Origin of the sequence: Achromobacter spanius (genome assembly GCF_002966795.1) — a bacterium.
GTDB classification, from domain to species: Bacteria; Pseudomonadota; Gammaproteobacteria; order Burkholderiales; family Burkholderiaceae_B; genus Achromobacter; species Achromobacter spanius_D.
The window spans coordinates 1,915,167-1,935,324 of record NZ_CP023270.1; the positions used below are offsets into that span (position 1 = coordinate 1,915,167).

Genomic DNA, 20,158 nt, shown 5'->3' on the forward strand with positions numbered 1-20,158 from the left:
TCCCCTCAGGGTGGGATGCAACTGGGCGGATTCTGATGCAAGGTTTGTTCTAGGGTGGTCGGCCGCTGGGTACAATTCCGCTATGTCCGAAGCCGTAACGACCCCGCCCCCATTTGTTCACCTGCGTGTCCACTCCGAGTTCTCGGTCGTGGACGGTACGGTGCGTATCCCCGACCTCATCAAGCGCGTGGCCAAGCTGGGCCAGCCCGCCGTCGCCCTGACCGATCTGTCGAACCTGTTCGGACTGATCAAATTCTACAAGGGCGCGCGCGGCGCGGGGGTCAAACCCATCGCAGGCTGCGACGTCTGGATCTCCAATGACGAAGACCCGGCCAAGCCCTTCCGCCTGCTGTTGCTGGTGCGCAACCATCAGGGCTACCTGAATCTGTGCGAATTGCTGTCCAAGGCGTTCCTGACGAACCAGGGCAAGGGCCGGGCGGAAATCCGCCGCGAATGGCTGCAAGGACAGGCTGGCCTTATCGCCCTGTCCGGCGGGCGGCTTGGCGACGTCGGGCAGGCGCTCGAAGCCGGCAACGCCGTGTCGGCGCTGGCCTTGGCGCGCCAATGGGCGCTGATGTTCCCGGGCAGCTACTACCTCGAACTGCAGCGCGCCGGCATGGACGGCGACGAAGGCTACTGCCAGGCCGCCATGCGGCTGGCCGCCGAGGCCGGCCTGCCGGTGGTCGCCACGCATCCCGTGCAGTTCCTCGACGAATTCGAATTCCAGGCCCACGAGGCGCGCGTCTGCATCGCCGAAGGCGAAATCCTGGCCAACCCGCGCCGCGTGCGCCGGTTCTCGAAAGAACAGTACCTGCTCAGCTCCGAGGAAATGGCGCGCCGGTTCGCCGACGTGCCGTCGGCGCTGGCCAACACGGTCGAAATCGCCAAGCGCTGCAACCTGAGCCTGGTGCTGGGCAAGCCGCGCTTGCCCAATTTCCCCACGCCAGAGGGCGTGACGCTCGACGATTACCTTGTCCAGCTCTCGGAAGAGGGGCTGGAAAAGCGCATGGAGTTCCTGTTCCCGGACACCGCCGAGCGCGAGTCCAAGCGCGAACAGTATTACGAGCGGCTGCGCTGGGAGTGCAAGACCATCATTCAGATGGGCTTTCCCGGCTACTTCCTGATCGTTCAGGACTTCATCAACTGGGGCAAGAACAACGGCGTGCCGGTCGGCCCGGGCCGGGGCTCGGGCGCCGGTTCGCTGGTGGCCTACGCGCTGGGCATCACCGACCTCGACCCCATCCGCTATGACTTGCTGTTCGAGCGCTTCCTGAATCCCGAGCGGGTCTCCATGCCCGACTTCGATATCGACTTCTGCCAGGACAACCGCGAACGGGTCATCGACTACGTCAAGGAAAAATACGGCCGCGCCGCCGTCAGCCAGATCGCCACCTTCGGCACGCTGGGCGCCAAGGCCGTGGTCCGCGACGCCGGCCGCGTGCTGGACATGCCCTACATGTTCTGCGACGGCCTGTCCAAGCTGATCCCGTTCAACCCGATGGATCCCTGGACGCTGGAACGCACGCTCAAGGACGAGCCCGCCTTCAAGGACCGCTACGAACAGGAAGAAGAAGTCCGCGCGCTGGTCGACCTGGCCAAGCCGCTAGAAGGCCTGACCCGCAACATCGGCATGCACGCGGGCGGGGTGCTGATCGCGCCCGGCAAGCTCACCGACTTCTGCCCGCTGTATTGCCAGCCGGGCCAGGAAAACAGCGCGGTCTCGCAGTTCGACAAGGACGACGTCGAGGCGGCCGGCCTGGTGAAGTTCGACTTCCTGGGCCTGCGCAACCTGACGATCCTGGACTGGGCCGTGCGCTACGTGCGCCAGTTCAACGCCGAAAAGCGCGACTTCGACGTCATGGCGCTGTCCCTGGACGATCCGGCGGCCTACAAGATCCTGTGCGACGCGAACACCACCGCGGTGTTCCAGCTTGAATCGCGCGGCATGAAGGAACTGCTCAAGAAGCTGCGGCCCAACACGTTCGAAGACATCATCGCCATGCTGGCCCTGTATCGTCCGGGGCCACTGGAATCGGGCATGGTGGACGACTTCGTGAACCGCAAGCACGGGCGCGCGGCCGTCGACTATTTCCACTCGGACCTGGAAGCCACCCTCAAGAGCACCTACGGGGTCATCGTCTACCAGGAACAGGTGATGCTGATCTCCCAGATCATCGGGGGCTATTCGCTGGGCGGCGCCGACCTGCTGCGCCGGGCCATGGGCAAGAAAAAGCCCGAGGAAATGGCCAAGCACCGCGAACTGTTCGAACAGGGCGCCAAGGAAAAGGGCCACGATCCGGACCTGGCGGTCAAGCTCTTCGACCTGATGGAGAAGTTCGCGGGCTACGGCTTCAACAAGTCGCACTCGGCCGCGTACGCGCTGATCTCGTACCAGACCGCCTGGCTGAAGGCCTACCACCCGACCGAGTTCCTGGCCGCCACCATGTCCTCGGACATGGACGACACCGACAAGGTCCAGATCTTCTGCCGCGACGCGCAGGACAACGGCGTCGAGGTGCTGCCGCCCGACGTCAACCATTCGGGCTACCGGTTCGAACCCGTCGCCGACAAGCACACCGAAAAAGGCAAGCCGCCGCGCACCATGCGTTACGGCCTGGGCGCCGTCAAGGGCACCGGGCAGGGCGCCGTCGAAGACATCCTGCGTGCGCGCAAGGAAGGCGGCCCGTTCCTGAACCTGTTCGACTTCTGCCGCCGCGTCAGCAAGCAGGCCGTCAACCGCCGCACCATCGAGGCCCTGATCAAGGCTGGCGCGTTCGACACCATCGAACCGAATCGCGCCGCGATGCTGGCCTCCGTGCCCACCGCCATGGAAGCGGCCGAACAGGCCGCGCGCAGCGCCAACCAGGCCTCGCTCTTTGGCGACGACAGCGGCGATGTGGTCGCCGGCGAACTGGCCAAGGTCGCGCCCTGGGATCTGCACAAGAAGCTGACCGAAGAGAAATCCGCGCTGGGCTACTACTACAGCGGCCACCTGTTCGATGCGTGGCGCGACGAAGTCCGCCGCATCGTGCCGATGCAGTTGGCCCGCGTGGAGCCGCAGCGCGACCTGCAATGGATGTGCGGCGTGCTGGCCAGCGTGCGCGTCATGATGACCCGCCGCGGCAAGATGGTCTTTGCCGTGCTGGACGACGGCACGGCCCAGGTGGAAATCTCGGTCTTCAACGAACTCTTTGAAAAGCACCGCAACCGGCTGCGCGAAGACCAGCTCGTCATCGTGCAGGGCAAGGTCAGCAACGACGATTATTCGGGCGGCATGCGCATCGTCGCCGAGCAGCTCTATGACCTGCAGCTTGCGCGCGAGGCCCGCGCCAAGTCGCTGCGGGTCAAGCTCAACGGCAGCGCCGACGCGGCCCGCCTGCGCCAGATGCTCAATCCATTCCGCGCCGAGCCCGAGAACGGCATCCCGGGCGTGCCCGTCGACATCGTCTACACCAAGAACAATTTCCTGTGCACGGTCAGGCTAGGCGAGGAATGGCGCGTGCGCATGGCCGACACGCTGCTGGCCAACCTGAACGCCTGGACCAAACCCGACGGTGTGGAGGTCACGTACTGATGTCGTCCAGTCTACGTATCGTGCATTCGGAAGCCGCCACCGCCTTTGGCGGACAGGAAGGCCGAATTTTCAAGGAAATGCATGCCATGCGGGCGCGCGGGCATCATGTCGAAGCGATCTGCCAGCCGCGCGCGCAACTGACCGAGCGACTGCGGGATGCGGGTTTCACCGTGCATGCCGTCGATATGAAGGGGACGGTGGCCTACTTGAAGGGCGTCCCCGCCGTCCGCCAGATTCTGAAGGCGGGGCGTTTTGACGTGCTCAATACCCACAGCCGGCGCGACACGGTCATCGCCGCCCTGGCAGGGCGCATGGCCGGCACGCCCCTGATCGTGCGCACCCGCCACCTGTCCAACGTGGTTGGCTCGATGTGGTCGTACACCATCCTGCCGCACCGCGTCACCGCCGTCAGCGACCACGTGCGCGAATACCTGATCAGCCGCGGCGTCCCGTCCGAAAAGATCGCCACCGTGTATTCGCCCATCGTGCTGCCCGCGCCGGTCGAACACTCCACCTTGCGCGGTGAACTCGGTCTGGCCGACGACGACATCGTCGTGGGCTGTGTGGCCGTCATGCGCGCCACCAAGGGCCACAAGGACCTGATCGACGCCATCGCGCCCCTGATGGCGGTGCGTCCGAAGCTGCATCTGGTGTTCGTCGGCGCCGGCTCGCCGGTCTTCGAGCAGACGCAGGCATACATTGCTCAGCGCGGCCTGCAAGACCGGATCCACCTGATGGGCACGCGGCGCGACGTCCCCAATCTGCTGGCGGGATTCGACCTCTTCGCCCTGGCCACACAACAGGAAGCCTCCGGTACGGTCTATGTCGAGGCGCAGGCGAGCGGCCTGCCGGTCATTGGCACGAATGTCGGCGGCGTCTCCGAGATGTTCCGGGACGGCGTGACGGGCTTTTTGGTCCCGCCCAAGAATTCGCTCGCCTTGACCACCGCGCTGGAGCGTCTGATCGACGACCCGGCCCTGCGCCGCACCATGGGCGAGGCCGGCCGCAAGATGGTCTGGGAAGAGGGCGTCTTTTCCCCCGCGCGCCTGGCGGAAACCACCGAAGCGATCTACAACCGCTGGCTGGCGGAGCGCCGCCAATGAACGCGCCCAACGTGCCGGTGCTGATGTACCACCACGTCACGCCGGCCGGCGGCATGATCGCCGCGACGCCCGACGTCTTCGACGCGCAGATTTCGCGCCTGGCCCGCGCGGGCTACCAGTCGCTCACCGCCGCGCAGTTCGCGGCCTACCTGGCGGGCGGCAGCGTGCCCGAACGGTCGGTGCTCATCACATTCGACGATGGCTACCTGAACAATTGGGTGCACGCGCATCCCGTCCTGGCCCGCCACGGCATGCGCGCGGTGCTGTTCACCATTACCGGCTGGATTGGCGACGGCCCCATACGGCCGCACGCCGGGCAGGGCGGCGCGCTACCTCCCACGCCCGACCACAACGCCTGCAAGGAACTCGTGGCGTCGGGCCGCGCCGACGACGCGATGCTGCGCTGGAGCGAGATCGAGGCCATGCAGGCCGCCGGCACCTTCGAATTCCATTCCCATACCAACACGCACACCCGCTGGGACAAGGTCTGCGGCCCGGATGTCAACGCCAAGCGCGAACGCATCGCCCAGGACCTGCACGACTCGCGCGACACCCTCATCCGCCGGCTTGGCGGCGTGAGCGATCACCTCTGCTGGCCGCAAGGCTATTTCGACGCGGATTACGTGGCCGCCGCGCGGCAGGCCGGTTTCCGGCACTTGTACACTACCGACCCTTTCGGCCAGAACCTGCCCGGCGCGGATCCCGGTCATATCTTTCGTTTCGCGGTGCGCAATCGGGGCGGGTCCTGGTTGAATCGCCGGATCTGGCTGTCGCGCGACCCGTTCTGGGGCCCGCGGTATCACGCCTGGAAGGCCTGGAAAAAGCGTCTTAGGAATCGCGGATGAAGTTATCAGTCATCATCATCACCAAGAACGAAGCGGCCAACATTGCCGCCTGCCTGAAGTCCGTGTCGTTTGCCGACGAGTTCATCGTCGTCGATTCCGGCAGCACCGACGGCACCGTGGAGCTGGCGCAGGCGCTGGGGGCCCGGGTCGAAGTCACCGCCGACTGGCCCGGTTTCGGTCCGCAGAAGAATCGCGCGCTGGATCTGGCGACGGGCGACTGGGTCCTGTCGATCGACGCTGACGAGCGCGTCACTCCCGAGCTGGCGCAGGAAATCCAGGACGTGCTGCGCGCGCCCCGCGCCGACGCCTACGAGATCGCGCGTCTGTCCAATTTTTGCGGCCGCGACATCCGGCACAGCGGCTGGTGGCCCGACTACGTGCTGCGCCTCTTCAAGCGCGGCACGGCGCGCTTTACCGATGCCGCCGTCCACGAACGCGTGGTGCCGGCCAACGGCCGGCCCCTGCAGATGCGCGGCTACTTCAACCACTATCCGTACGACAACCTGGACGCGCTGATCAACAAGGTCAACCGTTACTCGTCCGACGCCGCGGCCATGATGTATGCCAAGGGCAAGCGCACTTCCGTCTTCGGGGCACTGGGCCACGGTTTCTGGACCTTCGTGCGCATCTACCTGATCCGGCGGGGCTTCCTGGATGGCCGCCATGGGCTCGTGCTGGCCGTGACCGCGGCGGCGGGCAGCTTCTTCCGATACTCGAAGCTGATGTTCCTGGCAGAAAACAAAAAGTGAAGATCCTCTACACGAACTTCCACGCGGGCAACGGCGGGGGCCACGTCACCTACATCATCAACCTGGCCAAGGCGCTGGCCCGCGATCACGAGATCACCGTGGCGGTGCCCGGCACCAGCCGGCTGTACCGCTACGCCAAGGCCATCCCCGGGGTGACGGTGGTGGACATGCGCTACACGACCCGCCCGTCGTCCTGGTTCAAGGACCGCGCCCGGTTGCAGCGCCTGATCGCCGAGGGCCAGTTCGACATCATCCACGCCAACGGCTCGGCCGACCACAAGCAGGTCATGCTGGCCACGCTGGGTATGCGGCGCCGGCCGCGCATCGTGTTCACCAAGCACAACGATCACCCGCTTTCCAGCTTCGGGCACAAGCTGCGGGTGGCGCTGGCGACCGATCACGGCATCGCTGTCAGCGACTACATCCGCGGCATGATGGAGCAGTCGCCTTACCGCAAGCGCCCCATCACCACCATCCGGCACGGCATCGACACCAACTTCTTTGCCCCGCCGCCGCCCGAAAGCCTGGACAAGCTGCGCGAACTCTTCTTCGGCGCGGACTGGCAAGGCAAGCTGCTGCTGGGCAGCGCCGGGGGCACCGATTACGACAAGGGCTGGCTGGACCTGGTGGCCGCAGCGGCCGCGCTGCCGCCGGCCGACAAGGCACGCATCTTGCTGATGGTGGCGGGCGATCCGCCCTCGGAGGCCAAGCTGGCGCGCGTGCGCGAGCTCGGCATGATCGATCAGGTGAAGTTTCCCGGGCTGCTCGATGATGTGCGCGCCGCGCTGGCGTCCTGCCATGCGGGGTTCGTTCTGTCTTACCGCGAGGCGCTGTCGTTTGCCTGCCGCGAGATCATGGGGCTCGGGCTGCCGGCGCTGGTCAGCGATGCGGGCGGCCTGCCGGAAAACGTCACGGACGGCGTGGATGGCTGGATCGTGCCTACGCGCGACATTGCCGCCATGACCGCCAAGCTGCGTTTCATGCTCGACAATCCGGACGCGGTTCGCCAGATGGGCAGCAAGGCGCGTGAGACGAGTTTGCGCGACTTCAACCTGGAACGTTTCGCCAGCGCCACGGTGGACGTGTATCAGCGTACGCTTGGCGGACACTGAGCCATATAATGTCGATCTATGTCTATTCCAATCCTTATGTATCACCAGATCGGCGAGCCCAACCCCAAGGGCACGCCGTTTCGCGGACTGACGGTACATCCCGATAGTTTTGCCCGGCAGATGCGCTGGATGCGCCGGCTCGGTTATCGCGGACTTTCCATGCGTGACGTCATGCCTTACGTGCGCGGCGAACGGCAGGGCAAGGTGTTCGGCATCACGTTCGACGACGGCTATCGCAACGTGCACCACAACGCGATGCCGGTACTGAGTGAATTGGGATTCACCGCCACCAATTATTTCGTGGCCCGGCAGTTCGACGGCGGCAACGTGTGGGACCTGCAGAAAGGCATCCCGTTCTCGCCGCTGATGAGCGTGCAGGAAATGCGGGAATGGGCGCAGGCTGGCAACGAAGTCGGTTCGCATACGCTTGACCACGTCCATCTTCCCGAGCTCGCGCCCGATGAAGCGCGGCGCCAGATCATCGAGTCCAAGACCGAACTCGAACAGGCGCTCGGCGCGCCCGTCACCGCGTTCTGTTATCCGTACGGCGACCACGGCCCGGAACACCAGGCCATGGCGCGAGAGGCCGGCTACGACAACGCCACGCTCACCAAGCGCGGCCTGGCGGCGGCGTCCGACGATCCCTTTGGCCTTCCGCGGGTGACCGTGGCGCGTTCCACCAACATCGTCCGCTTTCTTCAGAAGTGCCTCACCCGGTATGAAGACAGCCGCCGGCGCTCCTAGACGGCTTCGCATCGCGCTGTTGGTTGATCGCTTCGGCAATCGTTTTGGGGGTGCCGAGGCCTATGGCGTCGAGTTGATGCGCGTGCTCGGCAAGCGGCATGACATTGCCGTGGTCGCGCGCGATTTCGACAGCGATCTGCCGTTCGACTATCTGCCCGTGCGCTTTCCCGGCTGGCTGCCCAGCTGGACGCGGGTGCTGTATTTCGCCTGGCGCGCCGACCGCCTCACCCGCGGCCGTTTCGACATCGTCCATTCGCACATGAACGGCTGGGCGGGCGAGATCCAGGTCATGCACGTGACGCCGGTCCGCTACAACCGCGTCACGCGGGTCAAGCCCTTGCAGCGCGTGACCGCGTGGCTCAGCCCGCGCCTTGCCACCTATCTGATGCTGGAAAAGCTGCGCGTGCGCAAGACGCCCCGGCGCCGTGTGGTGGCGGTGTCGGGCCTCATCATGGACCAGTTGCGCCTCAGCTACGGCGATCAGCTTCCCGTCGACATCATCGCGCCGGGCGTCAAGCTGCCCGCCCCGGATGGCAACAAAGCCCGCGCGGCCACGCGCGCGCGGCTGGGCTGGGACGCCGACACGATCGGCTGTCTGCTGGTGGCGCGCAATCCGCTGCGCAAGGGCCTGCCCGCCTTGCTGGACGCACTGGCGCTGCTGCCTCCCCGGTACAAGCTGCTGGTCGTGGGCGCGGACGGGCCCACCCGCGAGCGCGTCAACGCCGCCGGCGACATCGCTCGCCGCGTCACCTTGGTCGATCCCACGCCGGACGTCGGCCAGTATTTCAATGCGGCTGACATCTACGCCCACCCCACGCTGAACGACAGCTATGGCATGGCGCCGCTGGAAGCCATGTCACACGGCCTGCCGGTCATCGTCAGTTCTCCCGTCTATTGCGGATTCGCGCAGTATCTGACGGCAGGCACGGACGCGCTCATCCTGCAGGACCCGCGTGACGGCGCCCAGTTGGCGCAGGCGCTGGAAAGCCTGGGTTCGGACCCCGAGCTGCGTGCGGCGCTCACGACGCGCGGTTTGGAAATCGCCCGCGACCAAAGCTGGGAGACCGTGGCATCGCGCTACGAGGCGCTCTACGAGCAGGTACTTCTCGAGCGCAATTGAAAAACGGGGCTCGGCGAGCCCCGTTTCAGTGGTGGGGCGCTGTCGCCCGCTCCAGGTCGGCCAGCCAGTGGACCGCGTACTCACGGTCCGGGCCGCACATCTCGTGTTCGGGCTGCAGCCCGCCGCAGAAGTCCGGGCGGGAAGGGTCGCCAAAGATGGCGCACCGCATGTCCGGCAGCAGCTGAATACAGGGCACGCCAGCGGGCTTGCCATGCGGCATGCCCGGAATGGGCCGCGTGATCGACGGCGCGATGCAGCACGCGCCGCAGCCCGAACGGCATTCCAGTGCGGCGCCGGTCAGGCTCAAACCCATCCGCGCAACCAGTAAACGAAGAGCCCCGCGTATTCCTTCACGATCGAGCGGCTGGCGTCGAACGTGCGTTCGTCGGGCAGCCACAAGGACAGCGAGCCGTCAGCCGGCGCCACGATCTGCGGCGGCGCGGGGGCGGCAATCACTTCCACGCCCTGTTTGGAAAAGGCCGCCATCGCGCGCGGCATGTGCAACGCGGACGTGACCAGCAGCACCTTGCCGATGCCGCGCGACTTGAGCTGGTCTTCGGTCAGCGTGGCGTTTTCGTAGGTGGTGCGGCTGGCGTTTTCCAGGATCAGCGCCGATTCCGGCACCCCTTGCTGGCGGATTGCGTGCGCCATCCCGCGCGCTTCGCTGACGTCGCCTTCCAGGGCGCCGCCCGACAGCAGCACCTTGGGCGCGCGGCCGGCCAGATACAGCTGGGCGGCCGCGTCCACGCGCACGATGGCCGTGTCCTTGTCATAGGGCAGGAACCAGTTGGCGCGGCCGTTTGCCGTGTTGCCGCCCAGCACCACGATCGCGTCTGCCGTGGGCATTTCAGTGGGAGGTTTATGCGGATACCGGTTCTCCAGCGCGCCGCCCGCCCACAGCGACGTGGCGGGCAAGGACCAGGCCAATGCCCAGAGCAGGCCCGTCGCAACGAGGGTAAGGCCGATCTTGCGAAGCCGGAACAGTCCCAGCACCAGGCCAAGGACCACCAGAGTGATGCACAAGTTGAAGGGAATGATCAGATTCGTGAGATAGCTGGAAAAGGTCATTTCGAGACTGTCCTGATTACTACGTACCATCCAGCAGGCGTTCGGCCTGCCGTGTGACTTCCTCTTGCGACGGCCAGGCCTGGTCGGTGCCGACGCACACCGCGCGCGGAGACCACGGGCCGGTGCGCTGCGGCTGCGTCACACCGAACAGCGTGAGCTGCCGGGCCGACGCCGCCGCCGCCACGTGCGACACGCCAGAGTCGTTACAAATCACCAGCCTGGCCCGGGCGGTCAGCGCCGCAAAGGCGCCCAGGCCCAGCGGGGGCAGCAACTGCGCCGTCGGTGCATTGCGCCGGGCTTCGTCGGTTTCGGCCGGAGGGGGGCACATTACCACGGTATGGCCGAGGGCCTGCAGGGCGCGCGTCAGTGTATCGAATCCGGGCCAGACCTTGATCCGGCCCTTGTGCAGGCCGGTGGCGGTGGGCGCGATCAGGACGAAGGGCCGGCCTTCCAGCCCCGCCTGAGCCAGCGCCTCGCCGGCCGCGCGCTCATGCGCTGCCGTCAGCGGCAGGTCCAGCGTCGGCCCCGGCTGGGCGGGACCGCCAGGCAGATTCCAGCGGGTCAGGGCTTCGCGGGTGAGGTGATGCCAGGATTCGACGGCGTGCATCGGCTGGGCGGGCTTGGCGAACGGCCAGCGGAGCAGGAAGCTGCGGCCGTCGTCGCGGTAGCCCGCGGACGGCACGCCGGCCAGGCGGAACACCAGCGCGCTGGACAGCGAATCGGGCAACAAGAGGCCGCGGGCGCGGCGGCCTAGTGCGCCCAACCCCCGCCGGTGCGCGCTCACCGCAGCCCGGTCCGGACCCACCTTGCCCCGCATGGGGACGAAATCCAGTTTCTCGACGCCGTCGAGCAGATCGCGGGCCCAGGGACGGGCGCAGAGAACCAGGGGCAGACCGCTTGCGGCCAGGGCGCGCAGGCTGGGCAGGCTCATGCAGACATCGCCCACCCAATTGGGCAGGCGGACATACAGGCAGCTGATATCGGACATGGCAGGGCGCACGGGCGCGGAAAGGGCTAAGGGGCAGGGACGGCGCGCTGGCGCGCAGCCGGTACAATCCTGGGCACAATTGTATTAAAGCGAGTGATTCCTTTGAATTCTGCCGCACGGAATGCGCCGGCGGGCTCCCAGCCCGTCAAATCCGAACTCTGGTCCCGGATCTACAGCCGCGTGGGTTCCTATTGGAAGGGCTTGCTGGCGGCCGTCCTGCTGATGGCCGGCGCCGCAGCCACGCAGCCGGTGCTGGCAGTCATCATGAAGCCCCTGCTCGACGGCGGCTTCTCCGGCGCCAAACCGTATTACGTCTGGGCGCTGCCGCTGGCGGTGGTCGGTTTGATCCTGGTGCGCGGCATCTGCAACTTCTTCAGCGACTACCTGCTCGCCTGGGTGGCCAACAACGTGCTGCTCGGCATGCGGCGCGACATGTTCGAACGCCTGCTGGGCCTGCCCGACGCGGACTTCAAGCGCGGCGACACTGGCCGCCTCCTGAACCGCTTCACCATCGACGCGGGCAACGTTACCGGTTACGCCACCGACGTCATCACGGTGCTGGTGCGCGAAACCCTGGTGGTCATCGCCCTGATCTGCGTGCTGCTGTACATGTCGTGGGTGCTGACGCTGATCATCCTGGTCATGCTGCCGGTCTCGGTCATGATCTCGCGCTTCTTCATCAAGCGCCTGCGCCGCATCAACCGCGAAACCGTCAACATGAACGCCGAGCTGACCCGGGTGGTCGGCGAGGGCATTGACGGCCAGCGCGTCATCAAGCTGTTCGACGGCTACGAAGTCGAACGCGGCCGTTTCGATTTCGTCAGCCGCCGCCTGCGCCGCTTTGCCATGCGCACGGCCACCGCCGATGCGGCGCTGACGCCGCTGACCCAGGTCTGCATCTCGATCTCCGTGGGCGCGGTCATCGCCGTGGCGCTCAGCCAGGCCAACAGCGGCTCGCTCACCGTGGGCAGCTTCGCCTCGTTCATGGCCGCGCTGGCCCAGATCTTCGACCCCATCAAGCGCCTCACCAACGTGGCCGCCCGCATGCAGAAAATGCTGGTGTCCGCCGAAAGCGTGTTCACGCTGATCGACCAGGTGCCGGAAAACGATACCGGCACCAAGGAATTGCCCGAGCCCGTGCGCGGCAAGGTCGAATTCCGCAACGTGTCGCACCGCTTCCCCGATGCCGACCGCGACACGGTCAACGACATTTCCTTCGTGGTCGAACCCGGCCAGACCGTCGCCCTCGTGGGCCGCTCCGGCAGCGGCAAGACCACGCTGGTCAACATGTTGCCCCGCTTCGTGCTGGCCGACAGTGGCCAGATTCTCGTGGACGACGTGCCCGTCGACGACCTGACGCTGCGCAGCCTGCGCTCGCACCTGTCGCTGGTCAGCCAGGATGTCGTGCTGTTCGACGACACCATCGCGGCCAACGTCGGCTACGGCGCGCTGGGCAAGTCCAGCGAGCAAAAGGTGCGCGACGCGCTCGCCGCCGCCAACCTGCTCGAATTCGTTGAAGGCCTGCCGCAAGGCATCAACACCCCGGTGGGCGAAAACGCCGCCCGCCTGTCCGGCGGCCAGCGCCAGCGCCTGGCCATCGCGCGTGCTCTCATCAAGAACGCACCCATCCTGATCCTGGACGAAGCCACCTCCGCGCTCGACAACGAGTCCGAACGCCAGGTGCAGGCCTCGCTGGAACGCCTGATGAAGGGCCGCACCACGTTGGTCATTGCCCACCGCCTGTCCACCGTGCAGAACGCCGACCGCATCATCGTGCTTGACGCCGGACGGATCGTCGAACAGGGGCCGCACGCGGAACTCCTGGCCGCCGACGGCCTGTATGCCTCGCTGTACAAAATGCAGTTCCGGGAAGACTGAGCCGCCGCGCGCGCTTTTCCCCAGACGCCGCCCTTCGGGGCGGCTTTTCATTGCCGAAGTTCCTGTTTGCCAATCCTTTGGTTTGCCGGAAAATGGCCCCAGCCCGCGCGCAGCGGGCTGGGCGGCGTCCCAGGCGCTTCGGCCCGCCATGCAACCAGGAGCGCTCCATGGCCCTGCCTTCCGAAGGCAATCAAGTCCTCAACGTCGTCGTCTTGCTCGGCGCAGCAGTGATTGCCGTCCCCCTGTTCAAGCGTCTCGGGCTGGGCTCGGTCCTGGGCTACCTGGCTGCCGGCCTGGCGATCGGTCCCTTCGGCATCGGATTTTTCTCCGATCCCAAATCGATCCTGCACGTCGCCGAGCTGGGTGTGGTGATGTTTCTTTTCATCATCGGCCTGGAGATGCAGCCCTCGCGTCTCTGGAAACTGCGCGGCGAGATCTTCGGGCTAGGCGTCGCGCAGGTGCTCGTCTGCGGCGCGCTGCTTACGGGCGTGGGGTTGCTGGCCGGCCTGTCGGGCGCCGCGGCGTTCATGGCGGCAATGGGTTTCGTGCTCTCGTCCACGGCCATCGTGATGCAGATCCTGGCCGAGCGCGACGAGACCACCAGCGCGCAGGGCCAGCGCATCGTCTCCATCCTGCTGCTTGAGGATCTGGCGATCGTTCCGCTGCTGGCGCTGGCCGCGTTGCTGGCCCCCGCAGGCGGCGGCAGCGATGGCGATCCCTGGCTGCAGGCGGCCATCGCGCTCGGCTGCATTCTGGCGCTGCTGGCCGCCGGCCGGTGGCTGCTCAATCCGCTGTTCCGCCTGCTGGCCGCGGCGCACGCGCGCGAAGTCATGACCGCGGCCGCCTTGCTCGTCGTTCTGGGCGCGGCGCTGCTGATGGAATTGGGCGGCCTCTCCATGGCCATGGGCGCATTCCTGGCCGGCGTCCTGCTGTCCGAGTCCACATTCCGGCATCAGCTCGAGGCAGAGATCGAACCCTTTCGCGGCATCCTCCTCGGCCTTTTCTTTTTGGGCGTGGGCATGTCGCTGGACCTGTTGGCCGTGGCGCGCGAATGGCCGCTCATCCTGGCGGGCGTCGTCGTCTTCATGGCCGTCAAATCCGTGGGCGTGTATGTCGTGGCGCGCCTGCTCCGCGCGACGCATGCCGAAGCGATTACCCGCTGCGCGTTGCTGGCGCAGGGCGGCGAATTCGCCTTCGTGCTCTACAGCGCGGCCGCTGAAAAAGGCATCTTCGATGCGCACACGGGCGCGGTGCTGACCGCGGTCGTCATCATTTCCATGGCGCTCACGCCGCTGTGCGTCCTGGCGTTGCGCTGGCTGTTGCCCATGCCCGTGCCCTCCATGGATGGCGTGGACGTGGCCCGGGACCTGGACGGCTGCGCGCTGATCGTGGGTTTTGGCCGTTTCGGCCAGATCGTGACGCAGGCGATGCTGGCCCGTGGGGTCAAGGTATCCATCCTCGATACGGATACCGACGCGATTCGCGCCGCGGCGAAATGGGGCGTAAAGGTGTATTACGGGGACGGTACGCGTGCGGACATGCTGCGATCCGCCGGCGCCGAGAACGCCTGCGCCATCCTCGTCTGTATCAACGACCCTCGCGCCGCCACCCATATGGTGCAGCTCATCAAATCGGAATTTCCGCTGGTGAAGTTGGTGGTGCGCGCGTACGACCGTATTCATTCGCTGGCCCTGGCCCGCGAGGGCGTGGATTTCCAGGTCCGGGAAACGCTGGAGTCGGCGCTGGTGTTCGGCGAAGCGGCGCTGCGCGCCATCGGCGTGCCGCCGGAGGAGGCCGAGGAGGTCATCCAGGACGTCCGGCAACGCGATAACGAACGTTTCGACCTCGAGGTGGCGGGCGGCTTGTTCGCCGGCCGCTCATTGCTCTACGGAAATATGACTGGTCAACCGGATGGCATAAACGACCGGCCGGACCGCGAAACCAGCGACGCGGCCACCAGTCCATCCGCCTGATGACCCTTTTTCGGTGCGCATTTCGGGTTCTTTGCATTACTTTACGTATCATTTCACGCGCAAAATCAACCAGCTAGGGTAGATTGATCCGCAATGACGCTTCACTCAGGAAGCGCTTTTGCCAGGGGGCTGCCATGCTGCAAACGGACCGTAATTCGACCTCGTCGCACGCCATCGGAATCGAGCTTGCCCGGCGTCAGGCCATGACGCTTCGCTGCGGATTCTCGGGCGTCCTCGCCCGCCAACTGATGATGCTCGCCGGCGCGGTGGGACCCGCATGGGCCATCAACGCCCACCGCGAAACCGACAAGGCGCGCGGCGCCAAGGCCTTCCCCTTCCGCATCGCCGCTGCCGTCTCCTGAAACCCGTCCCGCCATCAATACCCGCCACCCGCGCTGATCGCCGCCCAGGGCTCTGAGCCACGGGAGGCGATGCCTTGCGCCCGGCATCGGACACCGGCATCATCATGCAGAACTTGCAGATGAACTACGCCAACCCGATCGCCATCGCGAAGGAGCGCCGTATTGAAATCCCGCGGGATCGTGCACCGTACGCTGTATGCGCTGGCCGGCATCGTCGCCATCGGTATCTGTACGGCGGCTATCGCCTTGCTGTGGATGGACCGCCGCGTCACATGGGAATCCGCCTACGTATCGGCGCGCAACCTGGCCAGCGTACTAGCGTCGGACATCGGCCGCACGCTTCACGTCTATGACCTGTCGCTGCAAGGCGTGGTCGAACGCCTGCACGAACCCGGCATGGCGGATCTCGACCCGCAATCCCTGCACCGGTCCCTCTTTGACCGCTCGGCCACGGCAGCGTATCTGGGCGCCATTGTCGTGCTCGACGCCCAGGGCAACATCCGCTACGACTCGCTCACCCTGACCCCGCCGGCCGTCAATCTGGCGGATCGCGATTACTTCCAGGCGCACCGGGACGGCGACGGCGTGGGGCTCTTCGTCAGCCGTCCGTACCATAGCCGCCTGCGCGGCGGCGATGAAAGCATCGCGATCAGCCGGCGCATCACCAACGCCGACGGCAGTTTCGGCGGCGTGGTGGCCGGCTCCCTGCGCACCGCGTACTTTCGCGACCGCTTTGCCGAGGTGTCCATCGGTCCGCATGACGCCATCACGGTCTTTCGCAACGACGGCGCCGTCCTCTTGCGCAATCCGTATTCAAGCGCCGACGCCGGCAGCGGCATCGACGTGCCGCTCGACTTTCAGCAATACCTGATCGGACGCGAGGGCGCATTCGTCGGCGTGCTGTCGCCCGACGGCGTCAATCGGCTCTACGCGTTCGACGCCATCGAACGCACGCCCTTGGTGATCGATGTCGCGCTGGCCGTCGACGACCTGCTCGAACCGTGGGTGCGGCGCGCCGCGCTGATCGTGCCCGTCACGTTGGCGCTCTTTGCCTCGGTGATGGCGCAGATCGTCCTTTTCAGACGCGAGATGCGCTGGCGGCACGCATTCGAAACGCAGTTGGCGCGCCAGGCCCAGACGGACGGGCTGACCGGCATCGCCAACCGGCGCACGTTCGACGAAACGCTTGACGTGGAATGGGCGGCCGCGCGGCGCGATCGCACGCCGCTGTCGCTGCTGTTCCTGGATGCGGACCACTTCAAGCGCTACAACGATCGGTATGGCCACCAGGAAGGCGACGTGCTGCTCAGGACGCTGGCTCTCACATTCCAGAGCAAGGCGCGCCGCCCGCGCGATCTGGCGGCCCGTTATGGGGGCGAGGAGTTCGTGGTGCTGTTGCCCGAGACCGGCCTCGAACAAGCATTGGACATCGCCGAAGGCATCCGGCGCGCCGTCGCGGAGCTGGCCGTTGCGCACGAGGACAACGAAGGCGGCATCGTCACGGTCAGCATCGGCGTGGCCACTGCCGTTCCAGAGGGCAACGACGCAGCGGCTGCGCTGGTGGAGGCCGCCGACGCGGCGGTGTATCACGCAAAGGAATCGGGCCGCAATCGTGTGGCGGCCGCGCCTGACGTGAAAACCCTTCACGCATGAAAAAGCCCCGCCGCACTTTCAGGTGGCGGCGGGGCGATGTGGACTGCTGCGTGCCGACGCGGCGCTTAGCGGCCCATCACCACGGCTTGCAGACGCGTCTGTGCCTGCTGCACATTCTTGGCCTGCGCGTTCATCTCTTGCAGCAGCTTGCTCAGCTCGGCCTGCACGGCGTTGTCCGTCACCGTCACGCTGGTGCCGGAGATCTCGATCTTCGACTTGTTCGCTTCCACGTAGTCGGCGACCTTCAGGGCGACGTCGTAGGTGGCGTTGATCTGCGGCAGCACGTCGGCAAACGTGTCGGCCGGCAGGGTGATGGTCTTCTCGTAAGCCTTGTCGTACACGACCTTCAGGTCTTCAGGCTGTTTGAGCTGGGCGCGAGCCGCGTCAGCCTTGGCGCGGTGTTCCTTCAGTGCCGCATTCATGTCGTTCAAGCCAGCACGCACGGACTTCAGGTCCTCGCGACGCGACACGATATCGTTCACCGAGCGCACCTGGCCCTTCTGCAGGATTCCCGACAGCGGCTTGACCGACGCGTCCATGCCGGCATTGAAATCGGTGATCACCGCGTACTGGGCCGCGTAATCGCCGAACGACCTCTTTTCCGCATCCGTCAGTTTCGGCACGCGCACACCCGGCTTGTCCACGATGCGCGTCTGCAGGAACTGCGTGAACGCGGCGCGCTGTTTGGGCTCATTGTCGCCGCAGGCGGCCAGTATGAGCGGCAGGGCCGCGACCAGCACCAGGAACGGACGGAATAGGGACTTCATTGCAATGACCTCCGAATAACTAGGGAAAATGCGCCGAGGCGGTGACCGACCCGGCAAAGCGCCCGCAGCTTAGCGATAACCCTTAGTCGTCGCCATCGGTTTCAGAATTCATTGCAAACGAATCTTTAAGTCACAAAATCCACACATATCGAGTTGAAGCGCGTAGCCGAATCAGGTAGGGGGTCGTCGTCATCGCCATCGCATTGAATGCGTGGCGCGGTGGAGAACGGCTCGCCGTGCGGTTCATTGCCCGACTCGCTGGCCAGGATGCCGTCGCCAAATGCCCGACATGTCTGCCGCGTGAAACCGCGAATCTCGTGATGCATAAAAGAAAAAAGCCGCGCAAATGTGCGCGGCTCTTCGTTCAGTCTGATGACTAGGCATTCTTCTGATGCCGTCAAACCAGGATGATATCGTACTTCTCCTGCGAGTAAGTCGCTTCCACTTCCAGCGACACGCGCTTGCCCACGAAGTCGCCCAGCATCGCCAGGTGCTGGCTTTCCTCTTCCAGGAAAAGGTCCACCACTTCCTGCGAAGCCAGAATGCGAAACTCCTTCGGATTGAACTGCCTGGCCTCGCGCAGGATCTCCCGCAGGATTTCATAGCAGACCGTGCGCGGCGTCCGCACATTGCCCCGCGATTGGCACATGGGGCAGGGCTCGCAAAGCTGATGCGCCAGCGAATCGCGCGTGCGCTTGCGCGTCATTTCCACCAGACCCAATTGCGTAAAACCATTGACGGTCATGCGGGTCCGGTCGCGTGACAGCGCCTTCTTCAATTCCGCCAGCACCGTGTCGCGATGTTCCTGCTCCTCCATGTCGATGAAGTCCAGGATCACGATGCCACCCAGATTCCGCAAACGCAGTTGGCGCGCAATCGCCTGCGCCGCCTCAAGGTTGGTCTTGAAGATCGTGTCGTCGAAATTGCGGCCGCCCACAAAGCCGCCGGTGTTGACGTCCACCGTCGTCAACGCCTCCGTCTGGTCGATGATCAGGTAGCCCCCCGATTTCAGGTCGACGCGGCGCGACAGCGCCCGCGCGATCTCATCGTCCACATTCGCCGTATCGAACAACGGCCGCTCCCCGCTGTAGTGCTGGATGCGGTCCACGACCGACGGCGTGTAAACGCGCGCCCACTCCAGCATCGCGGCACTCGTCGTCCGCGAATCCACCAGGATCGTTCCGGTCTCCGGGCCCACCATGTCGCGCAGCACCCGCTGCGCCAGCGTCAGGTCCTGGTGCAGCAGTGCGGGAGCGGGTTGCGTACGCGCCGCCGCCTGCACACTCGTCCACAGCTTGCGCAGATACTCCACATCGGCAGACAGCTCCGCGTCGTTGGCGCCCTCTGCCTGCGTGCGCACGATGAACCCGCCCTTTTCATCAGGCGGCATCAAGGCCTGCAGACGTTCCCGCAACTGGATGCGTTCCGACTCAGCGTCGATCTTCTGTGAAATACCGATATGCGGGTCATGCGGCAGGTAGACCAGCATCCGCCCGGCCATGCTGATTTGCGTCGACAGCCGCGCGCCCTTGGTCCCCAGCGGATCCTTCACCACCTGCACCATGAGGGTCTGCCCCTCAAAAATCAGCTTCTCGATCGGCGTCGGGGTCAGTCCCTGGCTGCGTTCACTGCGATTCTCGCGAAGATCCGCAATATGGATGAACGCCGCGCGCTCCAGCCCAATATCAATAAAGGCGCTCTGCATCCCGGGCAGGACCCGAACCACTCGACCCAGATAGATGTTGCCAACGTGGCCCCGCTGAATGCTTCGTTCGACGTGCAATTCCTGGACGGAACCCTGTTCCACCAGCGCAACGCGGGTCTCGAACGGGGTGACGTTGATCAGGATGTCTTCGCTCATGGCGATTGCAGGGGGCATAACGTGTCTGTCTCCAATGGGGGCGGCGTACAGGCGAATAGTAAACGGACATACTAGTCCCGCAGTCAGGGGCCGCCGCCATCTATATATATAGGGAAGATCGTCTGCAAGCCATCCCGCGCTTGGCAGGGCAGGGCCGATGCGCCAGGAAACCGCAGTCCCTCACAACAAATTTGCGACACCGGCGTGACAGCGCAAAATTCTGTGCTATAGTCTCGCTCCTTCGCAGCTCAGACAGTTTTGAGACGCGAAGCCAAGCAAGTGCAACAGGCGAAGCGGGGCAACCCAACCTCACCTGCCGCAACAGCAATCAGAAATGAGCGCTCCGCGGTTATTGCAAGAA

Annotated in this window: 16 protein-coding genes; 11 read left to right on the forward strand and 5 right to left on the reverse strand. The window is 65.5% G+C overall.

What is annotated here, in order from left to right; translation table 11 throughout:
- The first annotated feature begins 82 nt into the window (after positions 1-82).
- Genes dnaE through CLM73_RS08670 form a run of 7 tightly spaced genes read left to right on the forward strand, consistent with a single transcriptional unit; the run spans position 83 to position 9,247 of the window.
- Complete coding sequence (gene dnaE / locus CLM73_RS08640; RefSeq protein WP_105238094.1) at positions 83-3,574, forward strand: DNA polymerase III subunit alpha; 3,492 nt, start codon at positions 83-85, stop codon at positions 3,572-3,574.
- On the forward strand, positions 3,574-4,677 hold the full coding sequence (locus CLM73_RS08645) for a glycosyltransferase family 4 protein (RefSeq protein ID WP_105238095.1): 1,104 nt from the start codon (positions 3,574-3,576) through the stop codon (positions 4,675-4,677). Before dnaE ends, CLM73_RS08645 begins: the two co-directional genes overlap by 1 nt.
- A complete protein-coding gene (locus CLM73_RS08650; RefSeq protein WP_105238096.1) occupies positions 4,674-5,522 on the forward strand; it encodes a polysaccharide deacetylase family protein in 849 nt (282 codons plus the stop codon). The genes CLM73_RS08645 and CLM73_RS08650 overlap by 4 nt, the downstream gene beginning before the upstream one ends.
- Positions 5,519-6,271 (forward strand): glycosyltransferase family 2 protein, encoded by a 753-nt coding sequence (locus tag CLM73_RS08655; protein ID WP_105238097.1) that lies wholly within the window; start codon positions 5,519-5,521, stop codon positions 6,269-6,271. Before CLM73_RS08650 ends, CLM73_RS08655 begins: the two co-directional genes overlap by 4 nt.
- Positions 6,268-7,383, forward strand: a complete 1,116-nt coding sequence (locus CLM73_RS08660; protein ID WP_105238098.1) for a glycosyltransferase — start codon at positions 6,268-6,270, stop codon at positions 7,381-7,383. The genes CLM73_RS08655 and CLM73_RS08660 overlap by 4 nt, the downstream gene beginning before the upstream one ends.
- 18 nt (positions 7,384-7,401) lie before the next feature.
- Positions 7,402-8,127 (forward strand): polysaccharide deacetylase family protein, encoded by a 726-nt coding sequence (locus CLM73_RS08665; RefSeq protein ID WP_105238099.1) that lies wholly within the window; start codon positions 7,402-7,404, stop codon positions 8,125-8,127.
- On the forward strand, positions 8,102-9,247 hold the full coding sequence (locus tag CLM73_RS08670; protein WP_105238100.1) for a glycosyltransferase family 4 protein: 1,146 nt from the start codon (positions 8,102-8,104) through the stop codon (positions 9,245-9,247). The genes CLM73_RS08665 and CLM73_RS08670 overlap by 26 nt, the downstream gene beginning before the upstream one ends.
- Before the next feature lie 25 nt (positions 9,248-9,272).
- Here CLM73_RS08670 and CLM73_RS08675 read toward each other — a convergent pair whose 3' ends face one another.
- Genes CLM73_RS08675 through CLM73_RS08685 form a run of 3 tightly spaced genes read right to left on the reverse strand, consistent with a single transcriptional unit; the run spans position 9,273 to position 11,303 of the window.
- Positions 9,273-9,560 carry a YkgJ family cysteine cluster protein gene (locus tag CLM73_RS08675; RefSeq protein ID WP_105238101.1) on the reverse strand — a complete coding sequence of 96 codons (288 nt, stop codon included), beginning with the start codon at positions 9,558-9,560 and terminating at the stop codon, positions 9,273-9,275.
- A complete protein-coding gene (locus CLM73_RS08680) occupies positions 9,551-10,315 on the reverse strand; it encodes a YdcF family protein (RefSeq protein ID WP_105238102.1) in 765 nt (254 codons plus the stop codon). The genes CLM73_RS08675 and CLM73_RS08680 overlap by 10 nt, the downstream gene beginning before the upstream one ends.
- Positions 10,316-10,334: 19 nt before the next feature.
- Complete coding sequence (locus tag CLM73_RS08685) at positions 10,335-11,303, reverse strand: glycosyltransferase family 9 protein (protein WP_105238103.1); 969 nt, start codon at positions 11,301-11,303, stop codon at positions 10,335-10,337.
- Positions 11,304-11,405: 102 nt separating this feature from the next.
- On the opposite strand from CLM73_RS08685, the gene msbA reads away from it, so the two are divergent.
- The 4 genes from msbA (at position 11,406) to CLM73_RS08705 (ending at position 17,169) form a co-directional block, all read left to right on the forward strand.
- Positions 11,406-13,181: a lipid A export permease/ATP-binding protein MsbA gene (gene msbA / locus CLM73_RS08690; protein WP_105238104.1), complete on the forward strand. Its 1,776-nt coding sequence runs from the start codon at positions 11,406-11,408 to the stop codon at positions 13,179-13,181.
- 167 nt (positions 13,182-13,348) lie between these two features.
- Positions 13,349-15,154 (forward strand): monovalent cation:proton antiporter-2 (CPA2) family protein, encoded by a 1,806-nt coding sequence (locus CLM73_RS08695; RefSeq protein ID WP_105238105.1) that lies wholly within the window; start codon positions 13,349-13,351, stop codon positions 15,152-15,154.
- 134 nt (positions 15,155-15,288) lie between these two features.
- Positions 15,289-15,516 carry a hypothetical protein gene (locus CLM73_RS08700; RefSeq protein ID WP_105238106.1) on the forward strand — a complete coding sequence of 76 codons (228 nt, stop codon included), beginning with the start codon at positions 15,289-15,291 and terminating at the stop codon, positions 15,514-15,516.
- 162 nt (positions 15,517-15,678) lie between these two features.
- On the forward strand, positions 15,679-17,169 hold the full coding sequence (locus CLM73_RS08705; RefSeq protein WP_105238107.1) for a sensor domain-containing diguanylate cyclase: 1,491 nt from the start codon (positions 15,679-15,681) through the stop codon (positions 17,167-17,169).
- A gap of 65 nt (positions 17,170-17,234) precedes the next feature.
- On the opposite strand, the gene CLM73_RS08710 is transcribed toward CLM73_RS08705, so the two are convergent.
- Together CLM73_RS08710 and rng are read right to left on the reverse strand one after the other, a co-directional pair.
- Positions 17,235-17,936 carry a DUF3053 domain-containing protein gene (locus CLM73_RS08710; protein ID WP_105238108.1) on the reverse strand — a complete coding sequence of 234 codons (702 nt, stop codon included), beginning with the start codon at positions 17,934-17,936 and terminating at the stop codon, positions 17,235-17,237.
- Positions 17,937-18,333: 397 nt separating this feature from the next.
- The gene (gene rng, locus CLM73_RS08715) at positions 18,334-19,797 is read right to left on the reverse strand and encodes a ribonuclease G (protein WP_056567022.1); all 1,464 of its coding nucleotides are present in this window, start codon (positions 19,795-19,797) and stop codon (positions 18,334-18,336) included.
- Between the last annotated feature and the right edge of the window lie 361 nt (positions 19,798-20,158).

Bases quoted from the DNA above. Each gene is read 5' to 3' on its own strand.
- CLM73_RS08685 (WP_105238103.1), bottom strand. From the start codon at position 11,303: ATGTCCGATATCAGCTGCCTGTATGTCCGCCTGCCCAATTGGGTGGGC.
- rng (WP_056567022.1), bottom strand. From the start codon at position 19,797: ATGAGCGAAGACATCCTGATCAACGTCACCCCGTTCGAGACCCGCGTT.
- CLM73_RS08695 (WP_105238105.1), top strand. From the start codon at position 13,349: ATGGCCCTGCCTTCCGAAGGCAATCAAGTCCTCAACGTCGTCGTCTTG.
- CLM73_RS08675 (WP_105238101.1), bottom strand. From the start codon at position 9,560: ATGGGTTTGAGCCTGACCGGCGCCGCACTGGAATGCCGTTCGGGCTGC.
- CLM73_RS08650 (WP_105238096.1), top strand. From the start codon at position 4,674: ATGAACGCGCCCAACGTGCCGGTGCTGATGTACCACCACGTCACGCCG.
- CLM73_RS08680 (WP_105238102.1), bottom strand. From the start codon at position 10,315: ATGACCTTTTCCAGCTATCTCACGAATCTGATCATTCCCTTCAACTTG.
- CLM73_RS08700 (WP_105238106.1), top strand. From the start codon at position 15,289: ATGCTGCAAACGGACCGTAATTCGACCTCGTCGCACGCCATCGGAATC.
- CLM73_RS08710 (WP_105238108.1), bottom strand. From the start codon at position 17,936: ATGAAGTCCCTATTCCGTCCGTTCCTGGTGCTGGTCGCGGCCCTGCCG.
- CLM73_RS08665 (WP_105238099.1), top strand. From the start codon at position 7,402: ATGTCTATTCCAATCCTTATGTATCACCAGATCGGCGAGCCCAACCCC.
- CLM73_RS08655 (WP_105238097.1), top strand. From the start codon at position 5,519: ATGAAGTTATCAGTCATCATCATCACCAAGAACGAAGCGGCCAACATT.
- CLM73_RS08645 (WP_105238095.1), top strand. From the start codon at position 3,574: ATGTCGTCCAGTCTACGTATCGTGCATTCGGAAGCCGCCACCGCCTTT.
- dnaE (WP_105238094.1), top strand. From the start codon at position 83: ATGTCCGAAGCCGTAACGACCCCGCCCCCATTTGTTCACCTGCGTGTC.
- CLM73_RS08670 (WP_105238100.1), top strand. From the start codon at position 8,102: ATGAAGACAGCCGCCGGCGCTCCTAGACGGCTTCGCATCGCGCTGTTG.